Origin of the sequence: Jeotgalibacillus campisalis (assembly GCF_000829515.1) — a bacterium.
GTDB lineage: Bacteria > Bacillota > Bacilli > Bacillales > Jeotgalibacillaceae > Jeotgalibacillus > Jeotgalibacillus campisalis.
In genome coordinates, this window is the sequence record NZ_JXRR01000010.1 from 112,029 (window position 1) to 129,975 (window position 17,947).

Below are 17,947 nucleotides of genomic sequence, written 5' to 3' on the forward strand. Positions count from 1 at the left end.
ATCCTATAGTTAAACAGATTAGCGATGTTTTATCTACAAGATTCATATATAGATTGAGTGAAAATAATGTTCAAAAAAAGTCCATATTTATAAAAGTAGATATACCAGGCTTTCATATAGTATTACACTTATTCGTTAAGAATTTTGATTGACAAAAGGACAGTTAGATACTTTATACTGATTAAGTCCTTTGTATTTTTCATTTTACTGGTAATAAAATGAATAGTTAAAACGCTTTATTTAAACACAGTACATACTGTAGGTACCAGTGCAAGAAAGGGGAAAGATGAAGTGAGAATAACGATAGATTTAGCTGTAGTTCATGTAAAACCACGGGTCAAATCGCATCTGTCAAATGTAATTCATTTTACAGATTCAAAAGAAAACCGGTTTATTTGGACCACTGCTGTAGAAAAGAATCTTGAAGCCGGCCAAAAAATAGAGGCGCAAATCAGTGTAAATGAAGAATTATTTGATGAAGATGGTAAATACGTGCGAATCAGCCACGTTTCGATCTTAAATCGCATAGATACACTTCGGGAGTCAACGTATACTGAAAAACCGTTCAGCATTATGGATCGTCCTGGGGAAAAGAAAGTAAAACGTATGGTTCCGGACGACGAATTGCTAAGTGATATTGAAAAAACATTATCTTTGCTAAAGAAAAAATAATTCGTTTTCACTTTACAATTAGAACAGAGCTGGAGCTCAATCAACAGAAGAATGCCTTCACAAAATTAATTTCGTGAAGGCATTCTTCTTTGTGTTTTTCCTTATGCTCACGAATTTGTCTCAACAACCCGAGTTTTATCGCAATATACTGAGCGATCGAGTTCTCCTGTTATTTTGCTGGTCAGCACACCGGCAGTAATACTTCCGCTTACATTAACAGCCGTTCTGCCCATATCAATTAACGGTTCGATTGAAATCAGAATTCCCGCTAAACCTATTGGGAGGTTCAGAGCGGATAACACGAGTATCGCAGCAAAAGTAGCTCCTCCGCCAACGCCTGCGACACCAAATGAACTGATAGCTGTAATCGCAACGACAGTTAGGATGAAAGAGGGAGTCAATGGATTAATTCCCACAGTAGGAGCGATCATAATAGCGAGCATAGCAGGATATACACCAGCACACCCATTTTGTCCGATCGACAATCCGAAAGACCCTGCAAAATTCGCGGTCCCATCCTGAACACCAAGCTGCTGCTGCGTTCGTATGTTCATAGGCAGTGCGCCAGCGCTCGTTCTTGTAGTAAATGCAAACACGAGTACCGGAATTGCTTTTTTTACATAAATCATTGGATTTAATCCGAAAAATGCAAACAAGAGGAGATGAACAAGAAATACAGCTCCTAATGCTGCGTAGGAGGCAACAACAAAATTGCCGAGTGTCACAATGGCATCCAGATTGGTCAATGCCACAGTTTTCGCCATCACAGCAAACACACCATAAGGAGTCAATTGTAAGATAAGACTAACAACTTTCATGATAATTGCATAGAGCGCTTCAATAAGTGAGGCGAATAATGAAGCTTGCCCGGGATGCTTTTCTCTTATACCAAGATAAGCGATCCCCAGAAAAACTGTAAAAATCACAACAGCAATGACCGATGTAGGTCTTGCCCCTGTCATGTCTAAAAACGGATTAGCGGGTACAAGTGATAACAGGTGCTGGGGAAAGGAGACATTCTCCACGGTCCCATAGGTATCTTCCAACGAGGCAGCGCGTTCAGTTTCTGCTTCCCCCTGATCAATTTGAATTGCTTCTAAGCCAAAACCTGCAGCAGAAGCGATGCCGATAATTGCTGCTATGGCAGTTGTTCCAACCAATAAGCCAATTACTAAAACACTAATTTTTCCTATGTTTTTAGTTAATGTCAGCTTAGTAAACGCAGATAAAATGGAGATAAAAATGAGCGGCACCGCAATCATTTGCAGCAGCCTGATGTAAGAGCCGCCTATTAATTGAAACCAATCAGTCGATGTCTTTAAAATGGCTGAATCTGCAGAGTAAATAAACTGAAGGATAAAGCCTAGAATAACGCCGAGTGTAAGAGCGAGAAGCACCCGTATGGAAAAAGAAACTCCTTTTCTTTTAAGAACGTACAAAAAAGCAAGAAGAGCAAAAAAGACCAGCATATTCAACAGGATCAACGTGAGCGTCATTTTTTCACAGCCCCCATTCACTATTGTTGTCACCAGTTAAAAGAGTGAGCAAGTTTAAAAAGTTGACCAATCGCAGTGGAAGAGAAGTAAACCCCTTGTAAAAGATGAAATACGTACTTTATCTATATTTTTTTATTTTCTGATTAGACCCCAGTCTGAAAGTTTTGGGTTCAAGAATGATGGGTTTATTGGTAAGATAGAGACAATAGATCGTCACTTATTAGGCGATTATTAAATTCATTTACCTAAGGAGCAGAGTCCATGGAAAAAACCTTAATTTTTGGTCATAAAAACCCTGACACAGATACGATTACTTCTGCCATCGTGTATGCTTATTTGAAAAATGAGATCGGCAGTCATGCAGAACCCGTTAGACTGGGCGAGATAAATGAAGAAACTAAATTTGTGCTGAATTATTTTCAAGCGGAAGTACCCCGCTTAGTGAATAAAGTGGCAACTGAAGCAGACAGCGTCATTCTTGTGGACCACAATGAACGCCAGCAAAGTGCAGATGACATTGAAGATGTTCGCATTGCAGAGGTAATTGATCATCACCGCATATCAAATTTTGAAACAAGCGAACCATTATTTTTTAGAGCAGAACCTGTCGGCTGTACTGCGACTATTTTACTTAAATTATTTAAGGAACATCATGTAGAGATCCCGAAGAACATTGCTGGATTAATGCTTTCAGCTATTATTTCAGATTCCTTGCTGTTTAAGTCACCTACCTGTACAGAAGAAGACATTGCAGCAGCGGAAGAATTAGCTCAAATTGCCAACGTTGATGCTCAACAATACGGCCTTGATATGCTGAAAGCAGGAGCAGATATTAGCGGAAAAACAGTTAGTCAGCTGATTTCTTTGGATTCAAAAGTATTTGACATGGGTGATCATAGGGTTGAAATCGCGCAGGTAAATGCGATCGATCCAACGGAAGTGCTCAGCCTGAAGAGTGATATAGAAGAGATGCTGGATCTAGCTATTGTAGAAAAGAATTTATCTCTCTTCGTTTTAGCCGTAACCGATATTTTAAATAATGACTCAACGATCATTGTTCGTGGAGCTCATGCAAGCATCGTTGAAAAAGCTTATAATTTGTCGCTGGATAACAACATAGCTTTATTAAAAGGTGTTGTTTCCCGCAAAAAACAAATTGTACCGATTTTAACCGATACGTTTAAAAATCAATAATCTTTTCCATAACGTTATTTTGACTTGATGTTAATCAGTAAGCGAAGAATGCCTTCACAAGCGAGTGAGTGAAGGTATTCTTTTTTATATACATTTAAAGTCTTTGGTTTTGCTTCCACATTTCCTGGGAAATGTACTTTAATCGACATAGAAAGGGAGGATTTGATATGAGGATTCCGGAAGAATTAGCAGAGTGGGGTAAAAAAAAGATCGAACCCTATCCTGCAGAAGGATTTGTTTATGGAGGGGGTCCGCAAAATCCCGTCCTTATGCTAGTGGGAGAAGCGCCAGGTGAAACGGAAATTCATAACGGAATTCCTTTCAGCGGCAGAGCAGGAAAAGAATTAATGCTGTTTTTAGATCGAGCGGGACTGAAGCGGGAAGATGTTTATATTACAAGTGCAGTAAGAAGCAGGCCGTTTAAATGGAGAGAAAAAAAAGAGAGATCTGGAGAAATAATACTTAAGAAATACAACAGGACTCCTAATGAAAAAGAAATCAGGGCACACGCACCCATCCTCGACTGGGAAGTAGAGCATGTAAACCCTCAAATCATTATGACATTAGGTAATATTGGTTTAAAGAGACTTGCGGGAAAAGCTATTAAAATAGCAGACGTTCATGGGGAATTACTGAAGCAGCCGGTTCAGCGTTATAATGAGGATGGCACTTATAGTTGGACCAAAAAAGACTTTCTTCTTTTTCCAACCTATCATCCTGCATCAATTTTTTATAATCGCAAATTACTGGAGACGATTCACCGAGATTTTGATCGGCTTGCAGACCATATCAGGGAAATAAAACATCTCTGAAAAAGCAGAGCAGACGCATAATCTGCTTGCCGGCAATCTGCCTTATCAAAGAGAGTTACCTCCGATTCTTATTTCGGCTCCATATCCATTATTACTTCAATTTCATCTGTGCTGCGTGTCAATGTTTCGTGGACATGCTGTTTATGTTGTTCTAAATCGCACCACCTGAATTTATCCTGTTCCATTTCATCAAGCGGAACCACTCGAAACTCATTAAAATCCTCTGAAAAGGATGTAAACGTAGGAACTGTATATAACGAATCAATCGTAACCACATCATTCTCTTTACTAACATCAAACCCCATGAGAGCCCCTGTCAGGCGATCACAGTCCAGTTCAGGAACCCTGTCATCAAAAGGACCGGATATAAAATTGCCCAGGGAATAGGCTACAAGTGTCTGCTGGTCATTTTGACCGTCGATCCATTCGATTGGCTGCAGCACATGAGGGTGGTGACCGATAATAATATCCGCTCCGTTTTGAGCTAGACTGTGCGCTAACTCCGTTTGCTCAGCGGTGGGCTGTTGATATTCTCTTCCCCAATGAATTCCGACTGCAACCAGGTCAGCCATTTCATTGGCCCGTGCAACATCATCAAGCAGCTGTTCTTCATTTTCAGTAAAAATATTGACGGAGTGTGGGAATTCCACAGGTTTATTTGAGCTGTATGTAGAGGAAATCAGCGCAATTGAAATCCCGTTTCTCTCGATAATTGGAATGATATGACGGTCTTCAGTCGAGAGGTGTGCCCCGCTTAATAGCACATCAGGATAAGTAGTACGCCAAAAATCTATATTTCTCTCAAGTCCTGAAAACTCCATATCAAGCGTATGATTGTTAGCAAGCTGAAGCATATTAAAGCCTACTTCGTAATAATAGTGACCCAGCTCATAGGGATTGTTAAACACAAAATCACCGTCCCCAATGCCAAAGTCAGCTCCGGTAATTGGTGTTTCCTGATTTGCATACGCAAAATCGCCTCTGTTAATATAATGTTCCACATTAGAAAGCAAAGGATCAAATAAAAAGGAGCCGTCTTTTTGCTCAGCATCATAAAGGATGGGACGCTCGACAAGTAAATCGCCGACTGCCGTGAAATGAGCGGTCTCTGATTCGATTATCTCTTCTTCCTCTGTTTCAATCACTTCGATGGTCTCATCGCTTACTGTGAATTCTTCAGGAGGATTCGTATAGGTTGGTTCTGAAGCGCACGAACTAAGAACAACAAGAATACATGCAAACATAACAAACTTATAATTCACCATTCAATTCTCCATTTCTATTAAACTTAGTTTATGTAAAGAAAGATTAGTAGAGTAAATGCCCCTTAATTCTACCATTTTAAGGGTTAGAATGACATGTTTATCTAGAAAATAAATACAAAATTATATAAATGTAGAGTCTGGAAGATTATTTGAAAAGAGGTTTTTAGCGGGACGGGTTCATTTCTGTATTTAAATACTGATCTAACAAGGATTACATAAAGGATAAAGTCATTCCTTCTCTTTAGTAGTGAGAGATATGAAAAGAATAGATTGAATTAAAAAAAGGAAAATGACTTTGCACGAAGCGAATAAGTCATTTTCCTTTATTTGTTTAGAGAACGTTTTACGATTAGTTTAATTTAAAGTCATCGAACGACTTCTTTCTTTTTTAAAAGCTTTATGCCGATGATGACAAGAACGACGCTCAGTAGTATGGTTTGGAAGTAGCGGTCAAACCAGTACCAAAGGTCAATCTCAATCCATTCTCTAAATGCTGGAGCAAGTGCAGGGACAAGTCCGTTAAACAAGAGATAGTAGATGCCGATAAAGATTAATCCAATCCCGAGCCAGCGCTTGTATTGATGAAAGAACCCAAAAACCGGTTCATCATAAAGTTCTTCTTTGCCATAGCGGGATGCTTTTTGCATGCCATCAAAAAAACTGTAGAACCAGATTAGCGGAATAAGAAATAAAAACAATCCGAGGCGAAGTGCATCTAATATATAAATAGTGAATAAAAAAGCAGCCATTAATTGAATGCCCCGGTGCTGTAAGCCGAGATAAAGATGACCTGCTCCTGGGAAAATGGATAAAATCGTAGCGATTGCTGTGCTTTTTTTTCCGTCTTTTCGCCTCGTTTCCAAATCCTCAAGCACCGACTGGTCGACTAATGTTTCTCCGTTTTGCTTTCGTGCAAGCATCTGGATGGCATCCACAAAAGAGTAAATCCACACGACTGGCAGTAAAATGCTGAAAAGCAAAAATGCATTTAACTGCAGTAGAATCGTCACAAAAAAGATCATCGCCGCCATACCGAAAAAAGTAACCATAAAGGTCAGTCCACGGTTCATTAGACCGAGTTGAAAATGGCCAAGTCCGGGAAAAAAGGAGAGAATGATGGTGAAAAAACGCTCTGCGTCACCCTGATAGCTCGGCAGATAACGACGTGCACGGGATGATGTCTCACCCTCCTGATCCTGTGACCTCAAAGCATTTAAGCTAATTATAATGTCTAAAAAACTGATGGCATAAATGAGCAGTCCTGCAACTACGGGTGCAAAATAAAACAAGTTGTTGGATAAGAATGCCGTGGCAAGTCCGCCGACAATGAGGGCGATCGTGAGAAAAAAGTATAAAAATCCTCTTATCACATTTCCTATATAAACATGCCCCCACCCAGGCATAATGGATAGCACAAATGCTATGACAGGTGACTTTGTCATTCTAATTCCTCCTTAGGTGATGGATCCATCTGACTGAAAAATCGGTCCGTTTGTTCAAGCAGGGAGGAAGTTAAAGAAGGGGACTCATTCAAAACCTTTCCCTGACCATTCGGTGTATGATCAATAAAAGCTGTAAAAACACCTGTACTGGCAAGCATAATGGCAGCCGCTGCTGATATCACAAAGTGAGTGGCAGTTTTATGCCAGAAGCGGCTGGATGTCTTTTTGACAACGGGATTTGTTTCAGAAGAGTTGGACAAGATGATCTTCATGACCTCATGTTCCACTGTAAATTCTGCAGAAGGTGAGAGCAATAAGGCTTCCTCTTCGTAAGCTGATAAGCAAGCCTCACAGTTTTGAAGATGGATCTCCATTTTTCTTTCAGTCACTGAGTCAACTTGCCCGTGGATAAACTGCTCCCATTGCTGTTGTTTGAAGTGTGTCATCGGAACTCATCCTCCCGCCAATTTTTTTTCATCCACTGCCTGCCGCGGTAAAGTCTCATTTTTACTGCAGATAGCTCAAGTTTATGTTCCTGTGCAATTTCCTCATAGGATTTTTCTTCTATGTAAAAAGCGTGAATGACTACCCGATAGTTTTCAGGCAGTTCTTTTAAGCGTTTACGCAGATAGTCATTTCTCGTTTGTTCCATTAGCTTTGCATCAAGAGACTCTTTTCCATCGTGAAGGTAAGGACTTGCTTTATCTAAATCATCGTCCCGGTCCGTACGCCGTGTTCTTTTGCGTTTCATATCAATAGCATGACGGACAGAGATTTGCCGTACCCATGTCTTTAGCCCTTCCTGTCGATAGCCGGGAAGCGCATGATAAATCTTCAGCAAAATTTCCTGAACTGCATCCTCCGCATCTTTTTCATGTCGAAGCACGCCATAGGCGAGTTGATAAATATAGCGCTGGTAGGAACGGATAAACAGTCGGAAAACTGAAGAATCCTGCTGGACCAGCTTTTTTACATCAATCTCCTGCACCCGTTCCACCTCCCATGCAAAAGAATTCTTATTAGTAGACGCACCCAATCAAAAAAGTACTACACTTTGTTTCATTTTCCTGCAGACACTGCTGCTCATGATAGTATAAACATTTATAGATGGAACCTCAATCTAAATAGAAGGGGTGGTATAATAAACGAAACAGCAAAGGAGAGATGTGGAAATGAATGTGAATTCAATTATGCTGGAACTGGAGACACTTGGGACGGAGCAGACTAAAAAGACCTTTTTGCGTCACGGAGCAAAAGAGCCGTTTTACGGGGTGAAGGTAGGAGATTTAAAGAAATGGGTAAAGCATGTTAAGAAGGATCAGGAACTTGTAAAAGCCCTCTATGATACAGGTAATTCCGATGCTATGTATTTGGCAGGACTTGCTGCTGATCCAAAAGTAATCTCAAAAGAGACACTCCAGAAATGGGTGAAAGGAGCCTATTGGTATATGATCGCTGAAAGCACGGTTGCATGGGTAGCAGCTGAAAGTCCTTTTGCAGTGGAACTGGCGAATGAATGGATTGCCTCTGAAGAAGAAATGGTTGCAGCAGCAGGCTGGAGTACTTACGGCAGTTATCTCTCCATCGCGCCAAATGAAAAGATCGATCTTGAAGAGGTGAGAAATCTTCTTCATCAGGCGGGGGAAACCATCCACTCAAGCCCGAACCGGGTCCGTTATACGATGAATGGATTTGTTATAGCGGCAGCAGCCTATATTCCAGCGCTTACAGAGGAAGCAAAGCGAGCAGCCAATGCAATAGGGAAAGTGCATGTGGATGTAGGAAATACAGCCTGTAAAGTACCATTTGCGCCAGCATATATTGATAAAATTGAGGAGCGCGGGAAAATTGGTGTAAAGAAAAAAACAGCCAAATGCTAGCAGCAGGCGGCCAAAATCCAGATCACTTTTATCCCGTTATTAAATTCATAAATTGATCAAATACCAAACTGTTTAAAAACAGATGTTATGTGGTATAATAAAAGAAATGAATAGAAATTCCCTAAAAAGGGGAGTAGCGACCGTCATCGGTTAATGAGTCGTCATTACAGTGGAGTACCACTCGGTTCATTAAGCTTTAGTATTAGCTAAAGTACGCAAGACCTTTTTATGAGCACTTACATTTGGATGTAAGGACTCATAAAAGGGTCTTTTTTGTTTGGCTCTGTTAAAACAAGACAATTGAACTTGATGCAGTAATAGCGGCAGTGAACGGAGAGTACAGACAAATGATTCGTATAGAATAGGAGGAAATAAAAATGGTATTTATTTGGTTTATACTGGCAGCAGCTGTAACGGTTTTTGCAGCCATTAAACTGTCGCGTTATGCTGATGTTATTTCATCAAAGTCTGCAATGGGAGGACTGCTGGTCGGTACCCTTCTTCTTGCCGGTGCAACCTCGCTTCCGGAAGTGACAACCAGTATTTCAGCCGTCCTAATCGGCAACCCCGATATCGCGATTGGCAACATGCTTGGTTCAAATCTATTTAATTTGTTTATTATCGCAGGCTTTGACTTATATTACAGACAAAAGAAATTATTTCAGTGGGCAAGCAATGATCATATTTACACAGCAGGTCTTGGACTTCTTTTAACCCTTTTAACCCTGGTCGCCCTGTACATTAAAGTAGATTACACCATTCTCGGAATTGGCATTGATGCTTTTATCATCGCGATCCTTTATGGAGTCGGAATGTTTGTGATTGGCCGTCTTCCTAAATCGGATAGTACTCTGGAATTGGAAACGCCAAAAGACGATGGAATAGATGAAACAGCCGCCACATCATCTCTAACAGTTAAGCAGGCTGGCATCCGTTTCACTTTTGCTGCGTTAATTATTATGGCAGCGGGTACCGTGCTTTCAGTCATGGGGGACCAAATCGCTGTCGTAACAGGACTTGGATCCAGCTTTGTAGGTAGTTTTCTGATTGCCGCAACGACGTCTTTGCCAGAGGCCGTAGCCGTCTTTGTCGCATTGCAGCTGAGAAATGTAAATCTCGCACTTGGGTCGATACTGGGAAGCAATATCTTTAACATGCTGATTATCGCTGGGTCTGATATTGTTTATCGTAATGGATCCATATTGGCAGATGTATCCGATTCTCACATTATTACCAGCATAGCGGTTTCGATTTTATCCTTTATCCTCATTTTATCGATTAAGCAAAAACCAGCTAAATCCACATTTCGCTATATATGGCCGTCTTTAATCATCGTCGCAGGATATTTTGTTTCAAGTTATTTAATCTTTGTTGGATAGTACAAAATAAGCTGTTTTACCGCCATGCTTGCTGATTTGTATTGGGATCTATTATATGTTTTAAAGAACCTGAGTAAGGTGATAGCACGCAATAAACGACAAAAAAGATTGCCTTCATGAACGTTTCATGAGGCAGTCTTTTTTTGTACTCCTGTAGTGAGTAGATCAAGTACTGTCGGAGTCTTAGGGGGAATCCTGGTGTCTCTCCAGTTTCCTTGTTATCTCCTATCCTCTTTTTGTCATGAGCTTGTACTAGGGGTAATAGAATGAGAAAAACGACTGAGGATTCTGTCTGTTTCAGAGGGAGGTATGAATGGTCTATTTTATTTTCAGCCTGGCAGCGCTGGTCACAATTTTAGCCGCCATCGAACTTTCAAATCATGCAGATGCTTTGAGTGAAAAGACATCCCTAGGAGGATTATTAATCGGCACTCTTTTTCTTGGCAGTGCGACCTCGCTGCCGGAAGTGACAACGAGTCTGTCCTCAGTATATTTGTCCAACCCGGATATTGCTGTCGGAAATATGCTTGGCTCCAATTTATTTAACCTTTTTATCATCGCAAGCTTTGATTTAGTATTGAGAAAGCGCAGAATCTACCACTCGGCTGTGGGTGGGCATCTTTATACGGCTGGTTTAGGGCTTGCTATGGCCTGCATGATGGTGATGGCCTTTGAAAGGCAGTCAGAAGTGGTGGTGTGGGGGATTGGGCTCGATTCTATTTTAATTGCCTTTGTTTATGGGACAGGCATGATTGCCATCAGCAAATTGTCTAAAGCAGGACCAATGCCTGAGCTAAATGAAGAAGCAGTAAGCCTGCAGCGCGAAGAAGAAGAGCGGATATCAATCAAAAGAACGTTGATAGGTTTTATGCTGGCTGCTATTGTAATCATGGGAGCGGGGACATTGCTTTCCATCTCTGGAGATCGGATAGCAGAAGTATCAGGGCTTGGCTCAACTTTTATCGGCAGCTTTTTAATGGCAGCGACTACTTCACTGCCTGAAGCGGTCGCTGTTTTAATCGCTTTAAAATTGAGGAATGTTAATCTGGCTATTGGCTCCATCTTAGGGAGTAATATTTTCAACATGCTCATTTTAATTTTGAGCGATGCTGCTTACCGTGACGGTGCTATATTAGCTCATGTTTCGTCCTCGCATGAAGGAACAGCAGCGGCTATTACGATCATGTCTCTTTTCCTGATGTATTCCATTGCCAGAGGAAATCGTCCGTCTAAAGGAATGTATGCGGTGCCCTCTATTTTGATCGTGCTGACTTATTTTGCTACTACATATTATTTATTTAATGGGTAAGTAAAAAGCCTGAAGAAAAATCCAATGGACATGTTCTTCAGGCTGATGTCTTATTATAGATAACTTTCATACCGTTTTTCCAAATAATTTTGCAGAACCGTCATAGCAGAGCACAGCGCCCAATAAATGAGTGCTACTAAGATGTACATCGTCATAAAATCAAATTCTCTGCCGCCAACAATTCTGGCTTTCTGAAAAATCTCAGGTACTGTGATCATTGCAGCAAGAGAAGAGGCTTTAATAATATCAAGTTGTACGTTAGCAAGCGGCGGTGTAGCTATACGAATAGATTGAGGCAAAATAATACCGAACATGGTCTGCCAATAGGACAATCCGAGCGCTTTTGCCGATTCCCATTGTCCCTTATCAACAGAAGACAGGGAAGATCGGATAATTTCAGCAATATAGGCGGCACTGTTTACACTAAAAGCAATTAAAGCAGCTTGAAGCGGAGAAAGCTGTAAACCAATGATGGGTAATCCAAAATAAAGCATAAATAAAATAACCAGGATTGGTACACCGCGCATAAATGATATATACGTTCTCGTCGGCCATCTTAAAACGGCGTATTTTGAAGTGCGGGCGAGTGCCAGGAAAAAGCCAATGATAAGACCCGCAGCCATACTTACGAGAGAAATCAGGATGGTGTAGCCGATGCCCTCCATAACGTAAGGGAAGGAGTCAATGGCGAGCTGGGGGTCAAACAGATATTCCCATTTTATATCCATCAGCCATAACACCTTCTTTCCCTAAATCTGTTTACAAACATGAATTTATTCTTCAAAGTCAATATCAGGCTCCTGTGTTACATCTGCTCCTGCAAAAAATTCGGCAGAAATTTCAGCAATTGTGCCATCTTCAAGCATTTCGTCCAGCACCTGGTTCACATTCTCTATTAATTCGCTATTATCATTATTCATTACCATACCAGCCTCTGATGGACTGTATTTTAAATCAGGGTGAATCGTAATATCAAGCTCCGGGAAAGCTTCAAGTGCAAGCGTCTGCAGGTAGTAGTCATTTAAAATGACATCTGAATTGCCAACATGAACATCGCGAAGATATTCTTCGTTTGTTGCGTTGTCATAAATTTTTTCTATTGCTCCGTATTCCCGCGCAAGTTCCATATAAACAGAAGTTGCAGCTCCTGCAGCCTGCTTTCCTTCCAGATCTTCAAAGGTTTCGATTCCGGATAAATCTTCTTCCCGTACAATCGCTGTACCATATGAGTATTTGATAGGAGTAGAAAAAGCAAATTTCTCTTTACGCTCTTCGTTTATTTCGATATCGTTGGCAGCCAGATCCACCTGACCGGAATTAACAGCTGTCAGCATACCGTCGAAGCCAATTTCCTCAAAATCAACCTCGAGGTCCATACGCTCTGCCATTTCAAGCACTACTTCCACTTCGAATCCTGTCAGTTCTTCTGAATCAGCATCATAATAAGAAGTAGGGTAAAGAGTTCCAGAAGTGGCAACAGTTAAAACACCTTCCTCCTGAATTTCATCCCAAACGGATGTATCTGCTTCCTCGCTATTATTTGAACTGCCGCTCCCGCATGCAGCTAAAAGTGCGATTGACAAGGCGCCTGCTGTCAACGCCTGATACTTTTTGGTAAATAATAATTTCACAAAAAATCCCCCTCTATTTTAGATCCTTTAAAAACATAGCATCCGACTCGGGCTTAGGGCAAGTACTTAATACCAGTATTTATATTTGTTGAATAAGGTAAAATAGATGGAATTATCTGTTTTCATAAGTGATATAAATCGGTTTATACCTTACTCTTACAAGTGATTCTTTTAATTCAATCTAATGAAACCATTTCTTGAAAAACGCCTTGATAATCAATAAAGAGTGAATACGACAAAAAAAGAGCCTGGGACAAATGTCTGTCTCAAGCTCTTTGCCGGTTCACTTCACTTCAGGGGTACGCTTTCTGCAGGGACGGCGCTTAAGTCCTCCCCAGGCTTTGCCTTGCGGGGGCTCAAGCAGCCGTCTCATCCTGCTGGAGTCGCCGATCGCATCATTTACATGATAGTCACTTCTTAATTTCTGTCATTTTAGTGAGCTCTTATAAGCCCATGTTAACAAGCAAACATTTCAGGCTTTACGATTCTTTTTGATCCATCGGGTACACGATGCCAAGCTGCTGACGGATGGTCTGCATCAGGGCGACTACGTTCAGAGACAGCTCGTGTGTATTGATCGCTGATTCAATTTGTCCGTTCTCATAAGCACGGGCGAATTCCTCAAGCTCATAAGCCATCGGTGCTTTAGATTGCGTAACAGAAAGATCTTCTTGCCCGCCTTCCTTGGTTATGCGCATCACAGAATCAGGGGAACTGATTCGAGAAATATGAAGTGCTGCTTTTTCGCCTGAGATTTCACTCGGCAGGTAGCTGTTGGTGATTTTAGAAAATGTAATGACAGCATCCATTTCTCCGTAGCTTAAGAGAACCATACCCTGGCCATCAACACCTGTATGAAGATTCGTACTGATCGCTTTTACCTCTTCAGGCATTCCAAATAGGGCAACGAGCGGGTAAAGGGTGTACACGCCAAGGTCCATTAATGATCCATTGGCATATTCAGGCTTAAATGCATTTTCAATAATTCCTTCTTTAAACTTATCGTAGCGGGAAGAATATTGGCCGTAGTGTGCACTGTACTGCCGGACCGTACCGAGTGATGGCAGCAACTCTTGTGTTCTCTTAAAGTTCGGCATGACAGTCGATTTCATCGCTTCCATCAACAGAACGCCATTCTGTCTGGATGCCTGCACCATTTTCTCAGCCATCGTATAGGTGGCTGTTAACGGCTTCTCGCATAAAACAGCGATTCCAGCTTCTAAGCACTGAATTGTTTGTTCATGGTGCACTGCATTTGGTGAAGCAATATACACCCCGTCAATTTTGCCGCTGGTGCACATTTCCTTTACAGAAGTATACACATTGGCAATGCCGTATTTATTTGCAAAGGCTTGTCCTTTTTTTTGACTGCGGGAGCATACTGCTTCAATTGAAACATTGTCAACATCGTTTGAAGCTTCAATCAGTGAATCTGTAATCCAGTTTGTCCCAATAACACCGATTTTCATAGTATGTACATCCTCTCAACTGAGTTCTTATACAGAAATTGTATCGCTAATACAGCGAATAGGAAAGGGTCGGAAGAAAAAATTTATTGGTTTGAGTTTTTTCTATGGATGATTGAATTAACAGATATTTCGGTCTATAATGGGTGAATTCTAGCATAAGAGGTGAGAAAATTGAATTTAATAGAGAGAGTCAGTCATTTTGCAGGAAAAACATTTGCTCTATGGGTAGTATTAATCGGAATTATCGCCTTTTTTGTTCCATCTGGATTTCTGTGGATTTCTCCTTTTATCAGTCTTTTACTTGGCGTAATTATGTTTGGTATGGGAATGACGCTAACCACTGATGATTTTAAAAGGGTGGCCAAACAACCAAAAAGCGTAGCGGTGGGGGTGGCTGCACAGTTTTCAATTATGCCTTTGCTTGCCTTCGGACTTGCAAAAGCCTTTCAGCTTCCTCCCGAAATAGCGATTGGTGTGATCCTGGTTGGCTGTTGTCCTGGGGGTACCGCTTCAAATGTTATCACGTATCTGGCAAAAGGGAACACGGCCCTTTCAGTTGCAATTACCTCTGTATCTACTTTATTAGCGCCGGTGTTGACTCCTGCTCTAATCTATCTTTTTGCGAGTGAATGGCTGGAGGTTTCTTTTCTCAGCTTGTTTGTTTCCGTTATACAGGTTGTGCTTGTGCCAGTCATTCTTGGCATTATGGTTCGTTCCCTCTTTAAGGAAAAGGTAAAAAAAGCAGTTCCTGTCATGCCGCTCGTTTCGGTTATCGCTATTGTAGCAATCGTTGGTGCAGTAGTTGGGGGAAACAAAGAAGCGATCGTTACTTCTGGTGTGCTTATTTTCACGATCGTTGTATTGCATAACGTCCTTGGTTTATTGGTCGGATTTGGGCTGGCGAAAGCAATGAAGCTGGATTATTCAAGTCAAAAAGCAATATCAATAGAAGTAGGCATGCAGAACTCCGGCCTTGGTGCTGCTCTTGCCATGGCTCATTTTAATCCAGTCGCCGCGGTGCCGAGCGCACTATTCAGCTTGTGGCATAATGTTTCTGGCCCTGTGGCTGCAACTCTTTGGAATCGAAAATAAACAGAAAAAACAACCAGGGTAATTGATAGAGAGGAGGATGAGGATGATTAAGGAAATCACCCGACCGCAATGGAAGGACGCATATCCTCTGATGAACCAGCTCAGAACACATTTAACTGAAAAAGAATACATGTCTATTATGGAAGCAGCTGTACAAGAGAATCAATATCAGTTATTTGGAATATGGGAGAACAATAGGCTAAAAGCGTTAGTCGGTTTCATGCCGATGACGACTTTCTATTATGGAAGATTTATTTGGATATGCGATCTTATTACGGACAGTCAGGAAAGATCGAAAGGATATGGGATTGATCTTTTGGGTTTTGTGGAACAATATGCGAAGGATCACGGTTTTGCCAAAGTGGCTTTATCCTCAGGGCTGCAGCGGCATGACGCACATCGATTTTACGAGGAGAAAGGAACGTACGATAAAGTAAGCTATGTATTCAAAAAAGAGTTGAAAGAGATCTGACACAGGAAAGGTGATCGTTATGGAACCTTTTATCCAAAACCATCAGTTCAATGTGATCAAGCATCAAGCCGCATTGATGCAAAAGCAGGCGCACATCACAATTGATCCGGAAGTGGAATGGGCCGTCCGGTCAGAAGCTGAAGCAAAAGTGCTGGCAGCGTTTGATCATTTGACAGCAGAACAGGTAACTGTTCTTGAAAAACTGCCGCATCTTAAAACGGAAGAAGAAAGAGTGACGTTTTTAAGGGACCTTCAGCCAATGCGGATACCTTTTCCCATCATTTCACAGAATGAGGTCAATGGTTTATTTCCTAAAAATAAAAAGGTAAAACTTCCAGCGTTTAGTGAACTTGATTGGTATGCGACAACGTACGTAGGCTGGAAGGATATCGCGGCAAGCAGGCACTATATGATTTGTTTGATTGATCAGCGCTTGACGGGAGTGGAAGGAAGATATGTTATATCTGCAAGGAAGGGAATGTGTGAGCTGTGCGGCCGATATGGGGATATGGCATTTACCTCTATTTCAAAACGGGGGCATGCCGGTGTGAATAACAAATCATTTGGAAAGCACCTCTGTTATGACAGTAAAGAGTGCAATCAGTTTATTCAGGACCCAATCAATCTTATACAGTTTGTTAAGCAAGCTGTAAAAGATCAGTAAGTATGCTGTGTGCTGGTTGTGTACTCAAAAAACAAGCAGAGCGGGGGAAATGGTATGGAACACAGTGAAGAGCTAAAAGAGTTTATTACGAATTACGAGTTACTCAGGAAAAAATATAAATGGCGTGTAGACACTGGAGCACTGATGATGATTGCTTCCTTATTTACTGGCGACAATAAGCCGTTTAATCTGGATCGATATAGTGAGTTAGTTAATTTTATAAAGCAGGAGTCCAACCCATTTGCCTATATTCAATCCACTTTGCGTTTTTCATTGGCAGGACTTTTATTAAATCAGTCTGATCATCCTGAAGAATCCTACAAGCAGGTTCAGCACTGCTATGATCTGCTGATCGAGGCCGGTTTCCAAAGAAGTCCACATACCTATATCGCGGCGTATGCCTTGTCCCTGTCAATAAAGCAAGGGGAGGAATCGGCTGATCATGTGGAACGGGCAAAGAAAATGTACGATGGAATGAAAAAGAAGCATTTCTTTTTAACTTCCCACGAAGACTATCCATTGGCTGTTCTTTTGGCTGAAGCTGGTTCAGACGGAGATAAAATGCTTGAGGACATGGCCTACTATTATGATGAACTGCATCTTGTTCTGTGGAAGGGAAACAACCGACAGTTTCTTTCTCAAATCCTTACATACGGAAAGCGGGAAAACAAAGAGATTCTTGTGCAAAACACGGTGACCTGGATGGATGACTTGAAAACACAAAAGTTTCGTTTGCGCGGTCTTCATCTCCCAATCGTCGGGGTATTAAGCCTGGTCGCCACCCCATCTGTCCTGCTTCCAAAAATAAAGGAAGTTTACGATGAACTGAGCAGCTACAGTAAATTTAAATGGTATAAAGATCAATGTTTTATGATTGCTGTCAGACTGGTGATTCAAAGGGAAATTAGTGAAAATAGAGTTCTGGACGTGGGCCTGGCTGCAACGGTCGAATCCATTCTTCAAGCCCAGCAAGCAGCGATGATCGCAACAATGACCGCTGCGGTAGATGCAAACTCTTCCAACGATGGATAAATTAAATTTTATAAAATAACTGGACAAGGAAGATAGATGTGTATACAATAATAATGAAAATCATTCTCAATTAAAAACTAAGTTGAGAAGGATGAAAATAGTCGCTGATTCCGACACAACTAACCTTGTGATTGATAC

Annotated in this window: 18 protein-coding genes; 10 read left to right on the forward strand and 8 right to left on the reverse strand. The window is 41.3% G+C overall.

Annotation, left to right across the window (positions count from 1 at the left end):
* The first annotated feature begins 291 nt into the window (after positions 1 to 291).
* On the forward strand, positions 292 to 672 hold the full coding sequence (locus KR50_RS05685) for a hypothetical protein (RefSeq protein ID WP_041056005.1): 381 nt from the start codon (positions 292 to 294) through the stop codon (positions 670 to 672).
* A gap of 107 nt (positions 673 to 779) precedes the next feature.
* On the opposite strand, the gene KR50_RS05690 is transcribed toward KR50_RS05685, so the two are convergent.
* The gene (locus KR50_RS05690) at positions 780 to 2,168 is read right to left on the reverse strand and encodes an L-cystine transporter (RefSeq protein WP_041056006.1); all 1,389 of its coding nucleotides are present in this window, start codon (positions 2,166 to 2,168) and stop codon (positions 780 to 782) included.
* A 261-nt stretch (positions 2,169 to 2,429) separates the two neighbouring features.
* Between KR50_RS05690 and KR50_RS05695 the strand changes: the two genes are divergently transcribed.
* Both KR50_RS05695 and KR50_RS05700 read left to right on the forward strand, forming a co-directional pair.
* Positions 2,430 to 3,362, forward strand: a complete 933-nt coding sequence (locus tag KR50_RS05695) for a manganese-dependent inorganic pyrophosphatase (RefSeq protein ID WP_041056008.1) — start codon at positions 2,430 to 2,432, stop codon at positions 3,360 to 3,362.
* A gap of 167 nt (positions 3,363 to 3,529) precedes the next feature.
* Positions 3,530 to 4,174 carry a uracil-DNA glycosylase gene (locus KR50_RS05700; protein WP_041056010.1) on the forward strand — a complete coding sequence of 215 codons (645 nt, stop codon included), beginning with the start codon at positions 3,530 to 3,532 and terminating at the stop codon, positions 4,172 to 4,174.
* Positions 4,175 to 4,242: 68 nt separating this feature from the next.
* Here KR50_RS05700 and KR50_RS17935 read toward each other — a convergent pair whose 3' ends face one another.
* The 4 genes from KR50_RS17935 to KR50_RS05720 form a co-directional block, all read right to left on the reverse strand.
* Positions 4,243 to 5,436: a CapA family protein gene (locus KR50_RS17935; RefSeq protein ID WP_198134233.1), complete on the reverse strand. Its 1,194-nt coding sequence runs from the start codon at positions 5,434 to 5,436 to the stop codon at positions 4,243 to 4,245.
* Positions 5,437 to 5,804: 368 nt separating this feature from the next.
* On the reverse strand, positions 5,805 to 6,881 hold the full coding sequence (locus KR50_RS05710) for a multi-TM2 domain-containing protein (protein WP_041056012.1): 1,077 nt from the start codon (positions 6,879 to 6,881) through the stop codon (positions 5,805 to 5,807).
* The gene (locus KR50_RS05715; protein WP_041056013.1) at positions 6,878 to 7,327 is read right to left on the reverse strand and encodes a hypothetical protein; all 450 of its coding nucleotides are present in this window, start codon (positions 7,325 to 7,327) and stop codon (positions 6,878 to 6,880) included. The genes KR50_RS05710 and KR50_RS05715 overlap by 4 nt, the downstream gene beginning before the upstream one ends.
* The gene (locus KR50_RS05720) at positions 7,324 to 7,869 is read right to left on the reverse strand and encodes a sigma-70 family RNA polymerase sigma factor (protein WP_041056014.1); all 546 of its coding nucleotides are present in this window, start codon (positions 7,867 to 7,869) and stop codon (positions 7,324 to 7,326) included. The genes KR50_RS05715 and KR50_RS05720 overlap by 4 nt, the downstream gene beginning before the upstream one ends.
* Before the next feature lie 184 nt (positions 7,870 to 8,053).
* On the opposite strand from KR50_RS05720, the gene KR50_RS05725 reads away from it, so the two are divergent.
* From KR50_RS05725 to KR50_RS05735, 3 genes are all read left to right on the forward strand, one after another.
* Positions 8,054 to 8,761, forward strand: a complete 708-nt coding sequence (locus KR50_RS05725; protein ID WP_041056015.1) for a DNA alkylation repair protein — start codon at positions 8,054 to 8,056, stop codon at positions 8,759 to 8,761.
* A 377-nt stretch (positions 8,762 to 9,138) separates the two neighbouring features.
* Complete coding sequence (locus tag KR50_RS05730; protein ID WP_041056016.1) at positions 9,139 to 10,140, forward strand: sodium:calcium antiporter; 1,002 nt, start codon at positions 9,139 to 9,141, stop codon at positions 10,138 to 10,140.
* A 313-nt stretch (positions 10,141 to 10,453) separates the two neighbouring features.
* Positions 10,454 to 11,449, forward strand: a complete 996-nt coding sequence (locus KR50_RS05735) for a sodium:calcium antiporter (protein ID WP_041056017.1) — start codon at positions 10,454 to 10,456, stop codon at positions 11,447 to 11,449.
* Positions 11,450 to 11,502: 53 nt separating this feature from the next.
* Here KR50_RS05735 and KR50_RS05740 read toward each other — a convergent pair whose 3' ends face one another.
* The 3 genes from KR50_RS05740 to KR50_RS05750 all read right to left on the reverse strand — a co-directional run bounded on the left by KR50_RS05740 (position 11,503) and on the right by KR50_RS05750 (position 14,549).
* Positions 11,503 to 12,177 carry an amino acid ABC transporter permease gene (locus KR50_RS05740; protein ID WP_041056019.1) on the reverse strand — a complete coding sequence of 225 codons (675 nt, stop codon included), beginning with the start codon at positions 12,175 to 12,177 and terminating at the stop codon, positions 11,503 to 11,505.
* Between the two features lie 45 nt (positions 12,178 to 12,222).
* The gene (locus tag KR50_RS05745; protein WP_041056020.1) at positions 12,223 to 13,080 is read right to left on the reverse strand and encodes a transporter substrate-binding domain-containing protein; all 858 of its coding nucleotides are present in this window, start codon (positions 13,078 to 13,080) and stop codon (positions 12,223 to 12,225) included.
* 479 nt (positions 13,081 to 13,559) lie between these two features.
* Positions 13,560 to 14,549, reverse strand: a complete 990-nt coding sequence (locus KR50_RS05750; RefSeq protein WP_041056022.1) for a Gfo/Idh/MocA family protein — start codon at positions 14,547 to 14,549, stop codon at positions 13,560 to 13,562.
* A 171-nt stretch (positions 14,550 to 14,720) separates the two neighbouring features.
* Here KR50_RS05750 and KR50_RS05755 point away from each other — a divergent pair, with 171 nt between their 5' ends.
* Genes KR50_RS05755 through KR50_RS05770 form a run of 4 tightly spaced genes read left to right on the forward strand, consistent with a single transcriptional unit; the run spans position 14,721 to position 17,809 of the window.
* Entirely contained in the window at positions 14,721 to 15,641 is a 921-nt protein-coding gene (locus tag KR50_RS05755; protein ID WP_041056023.1) for a bile acid:sodium symporter family protein, read from the forward strand.
* A gap of 43 nt (positions 15,642 to 15,684) precedes the next feature.
* The gene (locus KR50_RS05760) at positions 15,685 to 16,113 is read left to right on the forward strand and encodes a GNAT family N-acetyltransferase (RefSeq protein ID WP_332307474.1); all 429 of its coding nucleotides are present in this window, start codon (positions 15,685 to 15,687) and stop codon (positions 16,111 to 16,113) included.
* 19 nt (positions 16,114 to 16,132) lie between these two features.
* Positions 16,133 to 16,777: a FusB/FusC family EF-G-binding protein gene (locus KR50_RS05765; RefSeq protein ID WP_041056027.1), complete on the forward strand. Its 645-nt coding sequence runs from the start codon at positions 16,133 to 16,135 to the stop codon at positions 16,775 to 16,777.
* 54 nt (positions 16,778 to 16,831) lie between these two features.
* On the forward strand, positions 16,832 to 17,809 hold the full coding sequence (locus tag KR50_RS05770) for a DUF4003 family protein (RefSeq protein WP_041056029.1): 978 nt from the start codon (positions 16,832 to 16,834) through the stop codon (positions 17,807 to 17,809).
* Positions 17,810 to 17,947 lie beyond the last annotated feature (138 nt).

Bases quoted from the DNA above. Each gene is read 5' to 3' on its own strand.
- KR50_RS05690 (WP_041056006.1), bottom strand. From the start codon at position 2,168: ATGACGCTCACGTTGATCCTGTTGAATATGCTGGTCTTTTTTGCTCTT.
- KR50_RS05695 (WP_041056008.1), top strand. From the start codon at position 2,430: ATGGAAAAAACCTTAATTTTTGGTCATAAAAACCCTGACACAGATACG.
- KR50_RS05700 (WP_041056010.1), top strand. From the start codon at position 3,530: ATGAGGATTCCGGAAGAATTAGCAGAGTGGGGTAAAAAAAAGATCGAA.
- KR50_RS05710 (WP_041056012.1), bottom strand. From the start codon at position 6,881: ATGACAAAGTCACCTGTCATAGCATTTGTGCTATCCATTATGCCTGGG.
- KR50_RS05715 (WP_041056013.1), bottom strand. From the start codon at position 7,327: ATGACACACTTCAAACAACAGCAATGGGAGCAGTTTATCCACGGGCAA.
- KR50_RS05725 (WP_041056015.1), top strand. From the start codon at position 8,054: ATGAATGTGAATTCAATTATGCTGGAACTGGAGACACTTGGGACGGAG.
- KR50_RS05730 (WP_041056016.1), top strand. From the start codon at position 9,139: ATGGTATTTATTTGGTTTATACTGGCAGCAGCTGTAACGGTTTTTGCA.
- KR50_RS05735 (WP_041056017.1), top strand. From the start codon at position 10,454: ATGGTCTATTTTATTTTCAGCCTGGCAGCGCTGGTCACAATTTTAGCC.
- KR50_RS05740 (WP_041056019.1), bottom strand. From the start codon at position 12,177: ATGGATATAAAATGGGAATATCTGTTTGACCCCCAGCTCGCCATTGAC.
- KR50_RS05750 (WP_041056022.1), bottom strand. From the start codon at position 14,549: ATGAAAATCGGTGTTATTGGGACAAACTGGATTACAGATTCACTGATT.
- KR50_RS05760 (WP_332307474.1), top strand. From the start codon at position 15,685: ATGATTAAGGAAATCACCCGACCGCAATGGAAGGACGCATATCCTCTG.
- KR50_RS05765 (WP_041056027.1), top strand. From the start codon at position 16,133: ATGGAACCTTTTATCCAAAACCATCAGTTCAATGTGATCAAGCATCAA.
- KR50_RS05770 (WP_041056029.1), top strand. From the start codon at position 16,832: ATGGAACACAGTGAAGAGCTAAAAGAGTTTATTACGAATTACGAGTTA.